We start from the raw sequence: 12,221 nt of genomic DNA on the forward strand, positions 1-12,221 counted from the left end.
CTGGAGGGGTTTTCGGGGGTCTGACCTGCACGCCTCCCTGCCTCCCTGAACGATCATTCGTGCAGGTCAGGTACAGGGAAGCGGGTCAGGGAGGGGGTCAGGGAGTTCTCCCCGCCTCCCCGCCCGGGACGGGGTCGCCTCCCCGTCACTCGGATGCGGAAGCGGAACCATCGCCGTCGCGGTTGGCGAGCGCGCGAGCGAGCCGGTCGCGGCTGACGACCATGACGCCCTCGGACTTGTGCGGCTCCGCGCCAGCGTCGTCCAGGACGCGCTTGAGGTCGAGGAACGACCACTTCCCGTAAGCGGCCTCGTTCAGGCTCGCGAGCCGCTGGAGGACGTCCTTCGTCCGCACCCGCGCAGCCGTGCCGACCACCGACGCGATGTCCGCGAGCGGGTCCCGCTCCTCACCCCGCTCGATGACGTGCAGCGTCGTGACGCCGTCACGCAGTGCCTTGGCCCGGTCGGCGATGACCTTGGCGTCGTCGGTGCTGATGTAGTGCGTGCGGACCGTGACGGAGGACTGGCCCTTGGGGATGGCGATGCCGTCGGAGGCGACGACCAGGGTTCCCTTGTCCAGACCGGGCCGCAGCAGGTTGGGGGCCGCGCCGCCGTCGACGGCCTTGTCCCCCAGCGCCATCCGGGCCTGCGACTCGGTCCCGAGGGCGAGCGAGGCACGCGTGTGGGCGCCCTCACGCACGAGCTTGGGAAGGTTCTGGTCGGTCGGGTCCTGCGTGCCCTGCCACAGCAGCACGTTCACGGCCCGCCCCTGGTTGTGGATCTTCCGTGCGGCCATGAAGTACCGGGACGTCGAGGACGAACCGCCATAGGGGCGCTTGTCCTCGCCCTTGACCGGGCACATGAACGCGACCTGCGCCTCATCCACGATCACGACCAGCAACGGGAACTCCGTGCCAGGCGGCGCCTGAAGACGCCGGTTCATCTCCTCCACGGCGTCCTCCGCCATCTCCGTGACCTGGATGACGTGGTCGTCGGTCGGACCCTGGATCAGCCGGGAGGCGATCCCGTCGAACATGGCCCAGTCGCCCACGCCCTTCAGGTCACCCATCCAGAACTCCACCGTGCGGTCCAGCGCCAGCCACAGGGCGAGCGAGCGCAGGGCGGCGGTCTTGCCCTGGTTGGACAGGCCGGTGATGAGCAGGTGGCGCTGATACACACTCAGCGCTGCCGCGTCCCCGCGCAGGTCCTGACCCCACGGGGCCTTGCCGGTCTTGTAGTTCGCGGTCATCGTCTCGTCGGTGACCAGCGGCGACGGCCCGATCGGCTCATCCAGCGCGCCCGAGTCGGCGATCCACAGGCGGACGGTGCGGGCCGCCTCGGGGATCGTGATGAACACCTCGTGCTCATGCCGGGTCAGGTTCTCCGCGAGCTTACGGCGCCGCTTCTGCACCTCGTTCGTCGACACCCCCGAGGGCAGGGTGACGTCGACTTCCACGCCGCATCCGGCGATGCGGATCGGGCCCAGCATGGACGCGCCCGCGTCGCCCATCTCCTTGATGGCGCCCTTCAGCGGAGCAATGCCCAGGTCACGCAGGGCCTTGACCACGATCGACGGGGTGATCGGCTCACCCTCACTCGATCGGGCACTGTCCGGCAGGGCCCACTGGGGTGCGGCCTGTTGCTTGCTGCCGACGGCCCACAGGGCGAGCAGCGCGAGGAACGGGCCGATCGTTATCGCAGGTCCCCACACGATCTGCACGATCCGGATCAGGGTGGCGATGAACTCGATCGTGGCCGCGAGCGGCGTGACGACGTCGGTGACGTCCTTGTTGGCGATGGCCATCACGACCCCGAGCGCGACCAGGGCGCCAACGCCCATGCCGGTGCCGACCGCGACGCCCTTGGCCGCGTCCACCGGGGAGTGGAGGAGGTCCATGCGGCGGCGGTGGCGGGCGTCGCGGAAGCGCTGCAACCGCTCTTCCCACTCCTGCGCCACCTCAAAGTTCCCCGCCGCTTCGGCGGCGCGGAGCATGCGTTCGTAGCGGGCCCCGGTACGGCCGTCCCAGGTGCGGCGGGCCACGATCCGGCCCCCATTCAGCGTGTAGAGACCGTGACGGGCCACCGCACGAACCGTCGTCTTGGTCGTCTCGTGCGTGACCGCGTGCTTCACGGCGCGGCCGGAGCGCACCCACAACGGCACGATGGGCGCCGGCGGAGCCTCGGGGACGACGGTGAGCACGGTCGGCGCGTCAGCGCCGGTCGGAGGGTCGGTGTTCTTGTGCAGGTGAACGACGTTGCCGCTCATGATGGGAAGACTCCTGACTGCCCCGAGAGGGGCGGAAGTTTGAGGGGGTGCCTGCCCCTGCCCGGCAGCAGCGCGGGCGGGGGGCGGGCGGGCATCAGCGGTGGTGGCTGGCCTTGTGGGTGCGCAGTGCGGCCTTACACGCGGGGCATGAGCGGCTCGGGCCGTCACCGACGACCGGTGCGGGGATCACTTGGCCACAGATGGCCCGGCTGACGCCGAACACCAGTGGTCCGCAGTCCGGGCAGTGAAAGTGGGAGTCAAGGACGGGCTTGGCCGTGCCTCCGGTACGGAACACGGTCACCACCACCCCGACTTCTTCTTGGGAACGATGTACGGGCAGCCGTTGATCATGTGGTCGACGCACTGCGGGCAGTCCTCACGGGGCCGCAGGTTGCGGTGCACGCGCCGGTCGTGCGCGTGCTGCCAGCACTGCGGGCACTCGCCAGGAGGCGTGTCCTTGACGGTCACGCTCACCACCACCCGGAGGACTTCTTGGCGGCCTTGGCCTTGGCGTTCTCGGTCACGATCCGGGCCCGCTCGACCTGCAACGCGGTGATCTCGGCCGTCAGCCGGGTCTCAGCAGAGGTCCAGGCGGTGTCGATGCGCTGGTCGGCGTGGCCGGTGCTGCGACCCCGCGCGCTCCGGTAGGTGCCGCTGGCCGCTGCGGTGAGGACAGCGCGGCGTTCGCGGCCATCCAGCGGCCACATCTCCCGGTTGCGGACCGCTTCGAGCTTGCGGGTCGTCTCCCGAATCGCCCTGTCCAGGCGACGGGTGTCGGGCTTGCCCATACTCAGGAACTCCTCAAAGGCTCGGAGAGGTCGGGGAACGCGCAAGGGGCGCAGGTACCGAGCGACGGGGGGATGACGTAGCCCGCATCGCGTCGGCACTCGGGGCAGGTGCGGCGGGCGGCGTTGGCCTTGGCCAGAGCCGCCCACTTGCCGGGGGTCATCGGCCGCACGGGCTTGGCCGCGTCGACGCGGTACAGGTAGGCGACCAACGGGCCCCGGCGGCGGCGTGGCCGCTCTAACTGAGCGGCCACGCCCTGACCACCGGGCCGCAAGCCGCGCGCCCGCAACTGTCGGCGGGTGGCGTAGCCGTCCGGTGCGAGGTGCCACCGGAAGACCGGCAGCGCGGCCATCACGCGGTGGCGGCGGCGCGCTCAGCCAAGAGCGTGTCGCGCAGCGTCCGGGCGTTGGTCGGGGAGGTGTGGACCGTGCGGCGGATCCCCTCAGCGGTGATCTGCGCATCGGCCCAATCGGCGGTCGCGGCCCGTGCCTCGTCGAGCAGTTGAGCCGGTGTCCGCTTCGGTCGGGTCGACCGCGCCGCCTCGGGAACCCGACCAGTCGCCCTGCGGGGTCGGGTCGACTCAGCCGGAACCGTCCGCCGCTCGATCGAGGCGACCGGCACCCGATCGATCGCGGGTGCCAGTTTGGGTGTCTGGGTCGACTTGATGAAGTCGACCGCCACCGGATCGGCCATCCGCACCATCGGTGCGACGACGGGCGGCGGGGTCGATTCCACGAGGTCAGCCGTAGACCGAATCATCTCGGTCTCGGTGGATTCCTCCGCATTCGCGGTGTCGGCCGGAATCGGGGCGGGGCGGTGGTGCAGCACCTTGGCGACCAGATCCGATCCGAAGTAGATCGAGCCGACCGGAAGCGACGTGGCCAACAGCACAAGCGCCCAGTTCGCCGGATCCCAGTCCGCGAGCCGTCCCCAGTCGACCGTGCTGCCGTGCAGCTTCGGCACGAGACCGTGGACGTAGTTGAGGACCAGGGAAGCGATCGTGTAGGTGCCCAGCACCTTCAACGCGAACTTCCGATCCTGGTCGACCAGCACGAGGGTGGCGACCAGCGCCAGGGCCATCAGGCCGTCGACCACGAACGGGTAGAGGGTGGCGGCGGTGTTGTCCGCGCCGATGGCGTTCGCGATGTCCCGCAGCGCGTTCCACGAGACCCGGAACGCCATGCCGACCACGCCGACCAGCGCGGTCACGAGCAGGATGCGGCCGGTGCGGTTCATGCCGCGCCCCCGTCCGCGTCGTAGTGGCGGTAGGTGGTCGGCGGCTTCGTCGCGAGCCGCTTCCGCAGGTAATCGGTGTGCCAGCCCAGCCCCCAATCGGCGGCCGGAGGCTCACCCAGCGCCCCGGTCAGGGCAACGACCGCGTCAAGCACACGGTCTTCCAGCAGGAGCTGGAACGCTTCACGGTCAGCGAAGGTGGCCGGTGCGGGGATGTTGATGGCGTCCAGGACGGCCGCCAGGAACTCCCGGGTGTCGTCCTTCACGCCGCACCCCCGGGCAGGGTCGCCCCGGCGGCGCGGTTGGCCAGCTCCCGGCGGGCCGCGAGGACCCGGCGGCGGGCCCGGCGGATCCGGCGAGCGTCCAGCTCGCCCGGCGTGCGGTCCAGGGTGACGATCTGCGCGTCCAGCAGGTCAACCTCCGCCAGGATGACCGGGAGCTCCCGCTCGATCGCGTCCAACTCCGCGTCCGTCGGCTCCATCCACGGCTCGAACGCGGTAACAAGGTCCTGAACAGTGACGATGGGACTCATAGGGTCGTAACTCCTCTGCTCTGGAACGGCCCGAACAGCGGCTCCCGGGGTGCCACCCGGGAGCCGCCTGCCGTCTAGGGGGTAGAGGCCTCTCGCGAGGACGAGCGGCCACGGCCGCCCGGCACCGAGCGCCACCCAAGGCGGCGGTGCCGGGGACCGTGAGCACTGGTGCTCAGCACAAGGTCATGAGGCGCGCAGTCCGTGACCGCGCGGTTCGTCTTTTCGGGTTGGGCAGACGGAGCCCGCGATCTTTGCCCTTGTCTCGCCGCACGTAACGGCTCCACCCGCCCCGCAAGGACGGCATAGGGAGAAGGTTCTTGCTGCTCTCGTGTGCGGCAGGGCCTACGGCTTGTCGCTGTTGCCTGCGTACTTCTGACGGCCGCTCTTCCCGTGTGCAGGCTGCGGTACGTCCTCTGTTCAGTTCTCAACCAACGAACGCTCCTTCGTACTCACCCCCAGTCGGGGGCTTTCCTCCGGGCGTACGACCTGTACGGCAATGCCATACGTGACACCTCATCCGACTTGTCTGGAGGAGTGCGCCGTGGCAAAAGATTGCACGAGTCGGGCTTGGAGAGTCAAGCCCCCTGGTCTAACTTGTACGGAGGAGTTGGAGCAGAGGGGATGTCTTGGCAGTGCGACGCGGCATGACGAAGGCGCAGGAAATCGCCTATGACCTGCGCGAACAGATCCTTTCCGGGGCGCTGAGGGGGGGCGAAGCACTGCCCAGCGAATCGAAGATGATGAGCCAGTACGGCTACAGCCGAGAGACGATCCGCTCCGGCGTTCGCGTCTTGATTGAGGAAGGCCTGGTCGTCACAGGGCAAGGTCAGGGCAAGTACGTCCGCGAGGACTACCCGCCCGTCGTGTGGAACTGGACGACACTCGAAAGCCGGAGCCGCCATGCCAACGCGGTCGAAGGGCGAACGGCCGGCGACCAGTGGGCAAGCGTGATCTCGGAGAACGGGAACGCCCCCCGCCAGGACATTTCCGTGTCGATCGTTGAACCCCCACCGCACGTGCGCGAGCGGCTCGAACTCCCCGCCAACGGCTTGGCCGTCGCCCGTAAGCGCGTCCGGTTCATAGACAACCGGCCCTACGCACTGGCCGACTCGTACTTCCCCCAGGAACTCGTCAACGGCACGCCCTTGATGGAGCCCCGAGACGTCTCCGCACCTGGGGGCATCTTGGCCTCCGTGGGCCTCGTGCAAGCGAAGTACGTAGACGAAATCTCAGTACGCATGCCGACTCGCCAGGAGGCTGAGCTTCTTGCCCTACCTGCGGCAACACCGGTCGCTGAGCACACCCGAACGGGTTACGACGCGGACGGCCGTCCCCTCCGCTGCATGGTCACTATCCTCCCCGGAGACAGGCACAAGATCCTCTATGAAGTCAGCACGGACTGAGTACCTACGCCCCGCAGCAGCCGAGGATGTGCCCGCCCTCTTGGCTCTGCGAACAGAAGCGGAGCGGTGGCTACGCACCAAAGGCACCGACCAGTGGAGCGACGCGGAAACCGGCGAAAGGGCCATCGCGAAATGGCGCGCCAGCATAGATGAGGGACGCGCATGGGTTGTGACTGACGAGCGTGACGAAGTACTCGCCACTGTCAGCCGTGGTCCGGTCGACCGGGACTTCTGGACGGACGCCGATCACCCTGAGACCGCGCTGTATCTGTACAAGCTGATCGTTGCGCGCAAAGCGGCGGGCCGACAACTCGGCATACGGGTCGTCGACTGGATGTCCCGCCTTGCAGCCTTGGAGGGGCGAACCTGGGTGCGCATTGACACCTGGCGCACGAACTTGGGATTGCACGCCTACTACGAGCGCTTGGGCTTCAGGCACGTCCGCACCGAGGAGCCGCCGCACAGACGTTCGGGATGGCTCGCTCAGCGGCCAGCAGGCGAGCTTGCCCTACCTCGCGACCTCTTGTTCGCCTCCCCTCGCGGGGGCCGTCACGAGGTCGTGACAACGGGTCTCGAAGTGCCGCTTCAGAGGGGGTAAAACGCTGGTCAGGAGGGGGTGACTCCGTCTCAGTTTCCGTCTCATTCATGTCTGTCCCGCGCCGTCCACACCGGTTCACGCGCTGAGCGTGAGTACACGAATGAACGAGGCTGAACAGCTCTGGATCACGCTCTGACCAGCACGAACAGACCTCGAAAGCGAGTGTGGCGCAAGTCACCGAGGGTTCAAATCCCTCCGCTACCGCTCGAGAAGGGCCCCGTCGCGAGACGGGGCCCTTCGTGCGTTCCCGGGAGCCGCCCGGGCGGACCGACGGGGACGGATCCACAGGTACGCGCCGCGACCCGGGGGAATGGCACGGCGCGCACCCCGCAGTGGGATCCGTCCCCGGCCCCTCGGATTCCTGCCGGATCCGCCGGGGCCTGTTTCCATCCTGCGCCTCGGGGCAGAGTGCGCGGGGGCGGCAAAAGGCCTCGACCTGCGGGCCGTTGGTCCCTAAAAAAGGTGTGAAGGTTACACTCGCGCCCGGCAACAGGGGTCCCGAGGGGCACAGCAGTCACAGGGGAGGCCGCGGTGGCGGTGAACGCCAAGAAGATCGCCGTATTCGTGCTCGTGGTCTTCGCGCTGTACGTGATCATCACTGACCCGGCCAAAGCCGCGGACTACGTCCAGATAGGGTTCGAGGGCATATCGAACGCCGCGAAGGCCATCGGCGACTTCATGACCTGGATCGCCGACGGGGCGAAGAACTGAGGGACGAGCCATGATCCGCCACCTGGTCCTGTTCAAGCTCGACGAGGGCGTCGAGCGCGACGACCCGCGCGTCGCGGCGGGCGACGCGGCCTTCCGTGCCCTGGGCGGGCAGATCGAGGAGCTGCGCTTCTGGGAGTGCGGCTGGAACGTCAGCGACCGCCCCATCGCCTATGACTACGCGATCAACTCGGCGGTCGAGGACACGGACGCCCTGCGGCGCTACATCGAGCATCCGGCGCACCAGGCGGGCGTCGCGCTGTGGCGGGAGTTCGCCACGTGGGTGATCGCCGACTACGAGTTCTGAGCCCCGCGCCTCCTCTGCCCTCCGCCACCACGGCGGGGGGCTTTCGTGTGTACGGAGCCCCAACTTGCCCTCAACACGGAGTTATGCGGTGCTTGCACACAGTGCACATGTCTTGTGATGCTATGACCGCTTTTGACGGATGATTGACCGATGAAGAGGTGGCATCGACCGTGTCGGCCAGTACTGCGCCTCTTCAGGGAGAGGCACCCGCCCCCGCCCCCGAGAAGCGGCGCGGAGCCGATACGCGAGCGCTGACCCAGGTGCTCTTCGCCGAGCTGAAGGAGCTCCAGCCGGGCACGCCGGAGCACAACCGCGTGCGAGGGGCGCTCATCGAGGCGAACCTCCCGCTCGTGCGCTACGCGGCCGCCCGATTCCGCTCCCGCAACGAGCCGATGGAGGACGTCGTCCAGGTCGGCACCATCGGGCTGATCAACGCCATCGACCGCTTCGACCCGGACCGGGGCGTGCAGTTCCCGACCTTCGCGATGCCGACCGTCGTCGGCGAGATCAAGCGGTACTTCCGGGACAACGTCCGCACGGTCCACGTACCGCGCCGGCTGCACGAGCTGTGGGTGCAGGTCAACAGCGCGACCGAGGACCTCACGACGGCGTTCGGGCGCTCCCCCTCCACCGCCGAGATCGCCGAGCGGCTGCGCATCAGCGAGGACGAGGTGCTCTCCTGCATCGAGGCCGGGCGGTCGTACCACGCGACGTCCCTGGAGGCCGCACAGGAGGGCGACGGACTGCCGGGCCTGCTGGACCGCATCGGCTACGAGGACCCGGCCCTGGACGGCGTGGAACACCGCGATCTGGTCCGGCATCTGCTCGTCCAGCTCCCCGAGCGGGAACAGCGCATCCTGCTCCTGCGCTACTACAGCAATCTGACCCAGTCGCAGATCAGCGCGGAACTCGGCGTCTCCCAGATGCACGTCTCGCGCCTGCTCGCGCGCAGCTTCCAGCGGCTGCGCTCGGCGAACCGGATCGACGCCTGACCGGGCACGGGTGGAGCCAAAACCGCATAAAGGATCGAACCATCACCGGGGCGAGCGATTCGCCCACCAGGGGCGTTGCCGACAGTTGTGCTCCCGGACGCCGTCAGACCCCCTCCTTCCAGGGCTGATTCGGGACTCACATGTCGACATGTCACTACAGCGTGTTGCCGACATGTGACATTCTGCGGGAAGCGCGTTTGCCGTGGCTCCGGCTCCGGTATTCAGGTGAGGGCTGCGTTCCCCGACGGAGCGCCGCCGCGACCGTCCCGCGACCCAAAGGGGGTGGCATGTCCGCAGACCAGGGCAGCTCGAAGGTGCTCACGCCCACGAAGAGCGAGGCAGCACCCAAGGAGCTCGACGCTCTCGACGTGCTTGCCGACGACACGGCCCTCGAGGCCGCGCAGTCCCCAGCCGTCCCGGCTGCCGATGTCCCGGCCCTGCCGAGCTCCGGTGACATCGACACCCGCACCCTGTCCCGCTCCCTGTTCCTGCGGCTCGCCGCACTCGGCGAGGACAGCCCCGAACGCGCGTACGTCCGGGACACCCTGATCGAACTCAACCTCCCCCTCGTGCGCTACGCGGCGGCCCGCTTCCGCTCCCGCAACGAGCCGATGGAGGACATCGTCCAGGTCGGCACGATCGGCCTGATCAAGGCGATCGACCGCTTCGACTGCGAACGGGGCGTGGAGTTCCCGACGTTCGCGATGCCGACGGTCGTGGGCGAGATCAAGCGCTTCTTCCGCGACACCTCCTGGTCGGTCCGCGTCCCGCGCCGCCTGCAGGAGCTGCGCCTGGCCCTGACGAAGGCCAGCGACGAACTCTCCCAGAAGCTGGACCGCTCTCCGACGGTCGCCGAACTGGCCGCCGTCCTGGGCGTCTCCGAGGAGGACGTCGTCGACGGCCTGGCGGTCGGCAACGCCTACACCGCCTCCTCGCTGGACTCACCGGCCCCCGAGGACGACGGCGGCGAGGGCTCCCTCGCGGACCGCCTCGGCTACGAGGACACGGCCCTGGAGGGCGTGGAGTACCGCGAGTCCCTCAAGCCGCTGCTGGCCAAACTCCCGCCCCGCGAGCGCCGGATCATCATGCTCCGCTTCTTCGCGAACATGACCCAGTCGCAGATCGGCGAGGAGGTCGGCATCTCCCAGATGCACGTCTCCCGCCTCCTGACGCGCACGCTGGCCCAGCTGCGGGAGGGCCTGATCTCCGACTGACGCCGAGGGGTTCCTTCCTGACTGGGCGTCAGCCGCACGAGCCCGATGCCTCGCACTGCGACGGAAACCCCCCGGACGCCCTCGACCGGTGGCCGCCGAGGCGCCGTTACGGCAGCGTCGGCGGCCGTCGTCTGCCCGGGCACCCTGCTGGCCGCGTGCGGCTCGAGCGCCGACGAGGGCTATGTGGCGGTCGGCCCGGCGGGCGGCGCGCCGTCACATGCGACGACGACACCGAGGGGCTCGGTCACGCTGGTCCCACTGGACGACCGGTCGACCACTGGCCGCGTGCGGCTCGAGCGCCGACGAGGGCTATGTGGCGGTCGGCCCGACGGGCGGCGCGCCGTCACATGCGACGACGACACCGAGGGGCTCGGTCACGCTGGTCCCACTGGACGACCGGTCGACCGCGGCGGGCGGCCGGCCGTCGGCCGCGGCAGACGGCAACGCCCCTGCCGTGCCCGACACTTCGGCCGATGCCTCTCAACAACCCCTGGGCGCAGGCGAATCCGCCCCGGAAGCACCGACGACCCCGAAACCGGCCCCGGAACACAGCCGTACGACCACTCCGCCGGCCGCTCCACGCCCCGCACCCACCGAGCCCGCCACCCCGGCCGCGCTCACCTGGGGCGGACCCGAGCGCGAGGCCACGGACCAGCGCTGGTGCGAGAAGGTGACCGTCACGTTCCGCAACTCCGGCGGTACGGCGATCCGTTCGGGCGTGGTGACCTTCGGGACGCACGTCATCGACCTGCTGGGCTCGACTGGTCGACGATCGAGACGGCGGAGGACCTGCCGGTCCCGATCGACGCAGGCGCGACGAAGAAGCACACCTGGACGGTCTGCGTGGACTCCTGGCGCGTGCCCCTGGGTATGCACATCGAGACCCAGGACGTGAAGGTGACCTGGAAGTAGCGGTCGCCTGCCGAAGCGCCAGCGACGCCTCTTACTTCAGCGCGAGCCAGGCCACGGCCGCCACGACCGCCACCACGACGATCACGCCGACGATGAGGCCGATGCGCGGTCCGGCCGGGGCGGACGTCTGCTGCCGGCCCTGAGGGGCCTCGTCGACGAACGCGCGGAACATCTGGGTGCTGCCTGCGGGGTCGTGGTTGCCCTGGGGGCCCTGGGTGTTAGCCATGGGCCGAGACATTAGCGAAAGGGGGCCGGGCCGCCCAAGTGGGGGGCCGCCGGAGATGGCGTACGGATGGCGTACGGATCCTGTGTTCGCCCCTGCACCACTCCTCACCCGGCACATCGCCTCCCACCTGCGTGTTTACGTTCGCAATACTTGCCTTTGCCAAGTTTTTGTTCCGTCGGGGCCCGATTTATTTGCCTGCAGCAACCAAACGCCATTACAGTTGCCCTAAGCAACGAATTCAGGAGGTGTCATGGCGGAGCAGACGCAGTTCGAGGAGCTGGCGCGTCAGCTCAGCGCCTTCGGAGCGGTGAAGCGAGATCTGGGACGGATCGTTCCGCCCGACTGCCCGGCCGGCGCCGCGGCCGTGCTGACGCTGCTCGGCCGGCACGGCGACATGCGCATGAGCAAGCTCGCGGAGCTGCTCGCGGTCGACATGTCCGTGACGAGCCGGCATGTGGCGCACCTCGCCGAGCGGGGCTGGCTCGAGCGGTCCCCCGACCCGGCGGACAAGCGCTCGCGCATCCTGCACCTCACACCCGCGGGCCAGGCGATGCTCGTCGAGCTCTACCACCGCAGCACCGATCTGCTGGCGGAGCGGCTGAGCGACTGGTCCGACGACGAGGTCACACAGCTGACCCAGCTCATGTCCCGGCTGCGGGAGAGCTTCGGCGACTGCCGCACCCCGCAGAGCCGGCTCCCGGCCCCCGCAGCCACACCCGCGCTCGAAGCGACGACCACCCGTACACCCGCATAAGCACACCCGTACACCCGCAAAAGCAACAGACGAAAAGGAAGCCCATGGCAACGACCACACCAGCCGGTGTGCGGGCTCACGCCAAGCCTGGGGGAGGCTCCCCGGGGAGCGCCCCGATGTCCCACCGGCAGATCATGGAGGCCCTCTCCGGGCTGCTGCTCGGCATGTTCGTGGCGATCCTGTCGTCCACGATCGTCTCCAACGCACTGCCGAAGATCATCGGTGACCTCGGCGGCGGCCAGTCCGCCTACACCTGGGTGGTCACGGCCTCCCTGCTGTCGATGACCGCGACC

General features: G+C 69.0%; 16 protein-coding genes. 8 read left to right on the plus strand and 8 right to left on the minus strand.

Annotation, left to right across the window (positions count from 1 at the left end; all coding sequences use genetic code 11):
- Nucleotides 1-145 precede the first annotated feature (145 nt).
- The 7 genes from IEZ19_RS31620 to IEZ19_RS31650 form a co-directional block, all read right to left on the minus strand.
- The gene (locus IEZ19_RS31620; RefSeq protein WP_189314727.1) at nucleotides 146-2,263 is read right to left on the minus strand and encodes a P-loop NTPase family protein; all 2,118 of its coding nucleotides are present in this window, start codon (nucleotides 2,261-2,263) and stop codon (nucleotides 146-148) included.
- 297 nt (nucleotides 2,264-2,560) lie between these two features.
- The gene (locus tag IEZ19_RS31625; RefSeq protein ID WP_373297083.1) at nucleotides 2,561-2,731 is read right to left on the minus strand and encodes a pRL2-8; all 171 of its coding nucleotides are present in this window, start codon (nucleotides 2,729-2,731) and stop codon (nucleotides 2,561-2,563) included.
- A 2-nt stretch (nucleotides 2,732-2,733) separates the two neighbouring features.
- Entirely contained in the window at nucleotides 2,734-3,051 is a 318-nt protein-coding gene (locus IEZ19_RS31630) for a hypothetical protein (protein WP_189314729.1), read from the minus strand.
- Nucleotides 3,052-3,053: 2 nt separating this feature from the next.
- Complete coding sequence (locus IEZ19_RS31635) at nucleotides 3,054-3,401, minus strand: RRQRL motif-containing zinc-binding protein (RefSeq protein WP_189314730.1); 348 nt, start codon at nucleotides 3,399-3,401, stop codon at nucleotides 3,054-3,056.
- A complete protein-coding gene (locus IEZ19_RS31640; RefSeq protein WP_189314731.1) occupies nucleotides 3,401-4,285 on the minus strand; it encodes a DUF2637 domain-containing protein in 885 nt (294 codons plus the stop codon). Before IEZ19_RS31640 ends, IEZ19_RS31635 begins: the two co-directional genes overlap by 1 nt.
- Nucleotides 4,282-4,548: a hypothetical protein gene (locus tag IEZ19_RS31645; RefSeq protein WP_189314732.1), complete on the minus strand. Its 267-nt coding sequence runs from the start codon at nucleotides 4,546-4,548 to the stop codon at nucleotides 4,282-4,284. Before IEZ19_RS31645 ends, IEZ19_RS31640 begins: the two co-directional genes overlap by 4 nt.
- On the minus strand, nucleotides 4,545-4,814 hold the full coding sequence (locus IEZ19_RS31650; protein WP_189314733.1) for a DUF6284 family protein: 270 nt from the start codon (nucleotides 4,812-4,814) through the stop codon (nucleotides 4,545-4,547). Before IEZ19_RS31650 ends, IEZ19_RS31645 begins: the two co-directional genes overlap by 4 nt.
- Before the next feature lie 644 nt (nucleotides 4,815-5,458).
- Between IEZ19_RS31650 and IEZ19_RS31655 the strand changes: the two genes are divergently transcribed.
- The 7 genes from IEZ19_RS31655 (at nucleotide 5,459) to IEZ19_RS51255 (ending at nucleotide 10,948) form a co-directional block, all read left to right on the plus strand.
- Nucleotides 5,459-6,217, plus strand: a complete 759-nt coding sequence (locus tag IEZ19_RS31655) for a GntR family transcriptional regulator (RefSeq protein ID WP_189314734.1) — start codon at nucleotides 5,459-5,461, stop codon at nucleotides 6,215-6,217.
- Nucleotides 6,198-6,815: a GNAT family N-acetyltransferase gene (locus IEZ19_RS31660; RefSeq protein WP_189314735.1), complete on the plus strand. Its 618-nt coding sequence runs from the start codon at nucleotides 6,198-6,200 to the stop codon at nucleotides 6,813-6,815. The genes IEZ19_RS31655 and IEZ19_RS31660 overlap by 20 nt, the downstream gene beginning before the upstream one ends.
- Nucleotides 6,816-7,346: 531 nt before the next feature.
- Nucleotides 7,347-7,526: a hypothetical protein gene (locus tag IEZ19_RS31665; protein WP_189314736.1), complete on the plus strand. Its 180-nt coding sequence runs from the start codon at nucleotides 7,347-7,349 to the stop codon at nucleotides 7,524-7,526.
- Between the two features lie 10 nt (nucleotides 7,527-7,536).
- Nucleotides 7,537-7,830, plus strand: a complete 294-nt coding sequence (locus tag IEZ19_RS31670; RefSeq protein WP_189314737.1) for a Dabb family protein — start codon at nucleotides 7,537-7,539, stop codon at nucleotides 7,828-7,830.
- Nucleotides 7,831-7,988: 158 nt separating this feature from the next.
- Entirely contained in the window at nucleotides 7,989-8,822 is an 834-nt protein-coding gene (locus IEZ19_RS31675; RefSeq protein WP_308429031.1) for an RNA polymerase sigma factor SigF, read from the plus strand.
- 287 nt (nucleotides 8,823-9,109) lie between these two features.
- Nucleotides 9,110-10,036 (plus strand): RNA polymerase sigma factor SigF, encoded by a 927-nt coding sequence (locus IEZ19_RS31680; RefSeq protein WP_189314739.1) that lies wholly within the window; start codon nucleotides 9,110-9,112, stop codon nucleotides 10,034-10,036.
- Between the two features lie 660 nt (nucleotides 10,037-10,696).
- Nucleotides 10,697-10,948 (plus strand): hypothetical protein, encoded by a 252-nt coding sequence (locus tag IEZ19_RS51255; RefSeq protein WP_229841089.1) that lies wholly within the window; start codon nucleotides 10,697-10,699, stop codon nucleotides 10,946-10,948.
- 31 nt (nucleotides 10,949-10,979) lie between these two features.
- Here the strand turns inward: IEZ19_RS51255 and IEZ19_RS31690 are convergent, their stop codons facing one another.
- Complete coding sequence (locus IEZ19_RS31690) at nucleotides 10,980-11,174, minus strand: hypothetical protein (protein WP_189314740.1); 195 nt, start codon at nucleotides 11,172-11,174, stop codon at nucleotides 10,980-10,982.
- A 250-nt stretch (nucleotides 11,175-11,424) separates the two neighbouring features.
- On the opposite strand from IEZ19_RS31690, the gene IEZ19_RS31695 reads away from it, so the two are divergent.
- Nucleotides 11,425-11,928, plus strand: a complete 504-nt coding sequence (locus IEZ19_RS31695; RefSeq protein WP_189314741.1) for a MarR family winged helix-turn-helix transcriptional regulator — start codon at nucleotides 11,425-11,427, stop codon at nucleotides 11,926-11,928.
- Nucleotides 11,929-12,221: the final 293 nt, after the last annotated feature.

It is taken from the genome of Streptomyces brasiliensis, from assembly GCF_014647875.1.
Taxonomy (GTDB): domain Bacteria; phylum Actinomycetota; class Actinomycetes; order Streptomycetales; family Streptomycetaceae; genus Streptomyces; species Streptomyces brasiliensis.

Bases quoted from the DNA above. Each gene is read 5' to 3' on its own strand.
- IEZ19_RS31620 (WP_189314727.1), bottom strand. From the start codon at position 2,263: ATGAGCGGCAACGTCGTTCACCTGCACAAGAACACCGACCCTCCGACC.
- IEZ19_RS31630 (WP_189314729.1), bottom strand. From the start codon at position 3,051: ATGGGCAAGCCCGACACCCGTCGCCTGGACAGGGCGATTCGGGAGACG.
- IEZ19_RS31635 (WP_189314730.1), bottom strand. From the start codon at position 3,401: ATGGCCGCGCTGCCGGTCTTCCGGTGGCACCTCGCACCGGACGGCTAC.
- IEZ19_RS31640 (WP_189314731.1), bottom strand. From the start codon at position 4,285: ATGAACCGCACCGGCCGCATCCTGCTCGTGACCGCGCTGGTCGGCGTG.
- IEZ19_RS31650 (WP_189314733.1), bottom strand. From the start codon at position 4,814: ATGAGTCCCATCGTCACTGTTCAGGACCTTGTTACCGCGTTCGAGCCG.
- IEZ19_RS31655 (WP_189314734.1), top strand. From the start codon at position 5,459: ATGACGAAGGCGCAGGAAATCGCCTATGACCTGCGCGAACAGATCCTT.
- IEZ19_RS31660 (WP_189314735.1), top strand. From the start codon at position 6,198: ATGAAGTCAGCACGGACTGAGTACCTACGCCCCGCAGCAGCCGAGGAT.
- IEZ19_RS31670 (WP_189314737.1), top strand. From the start codon at position 7,537: ATGATCCGCCACCTGGTCCTGTTCAAGCTCGACGAGGGCGTCGAGCGC.
- IEZ19_RS31680 (WP_189314739.1), top strand. From the start codon at position 9,110: ATGTCCGCAGACCAGGGCAGCTCGAAGGTGCTCACGCCCACGAAGAGC.
- IEZ19_RS31690 (WP_189314740.1), bottom strand. From the start codon at position 11,174: ATGGCTAACACCCAGGGCCCCCAGGGCAACCACGACCCCGCAGGCAGC.
- IEZ19_RS31695 (WP_189314741.1), top strand. From the start codon at position 11,425: ATGGCGGAGCAGACGCAGTTCGAGGAGCTGGCGCGTCAGCTCAGCGCC.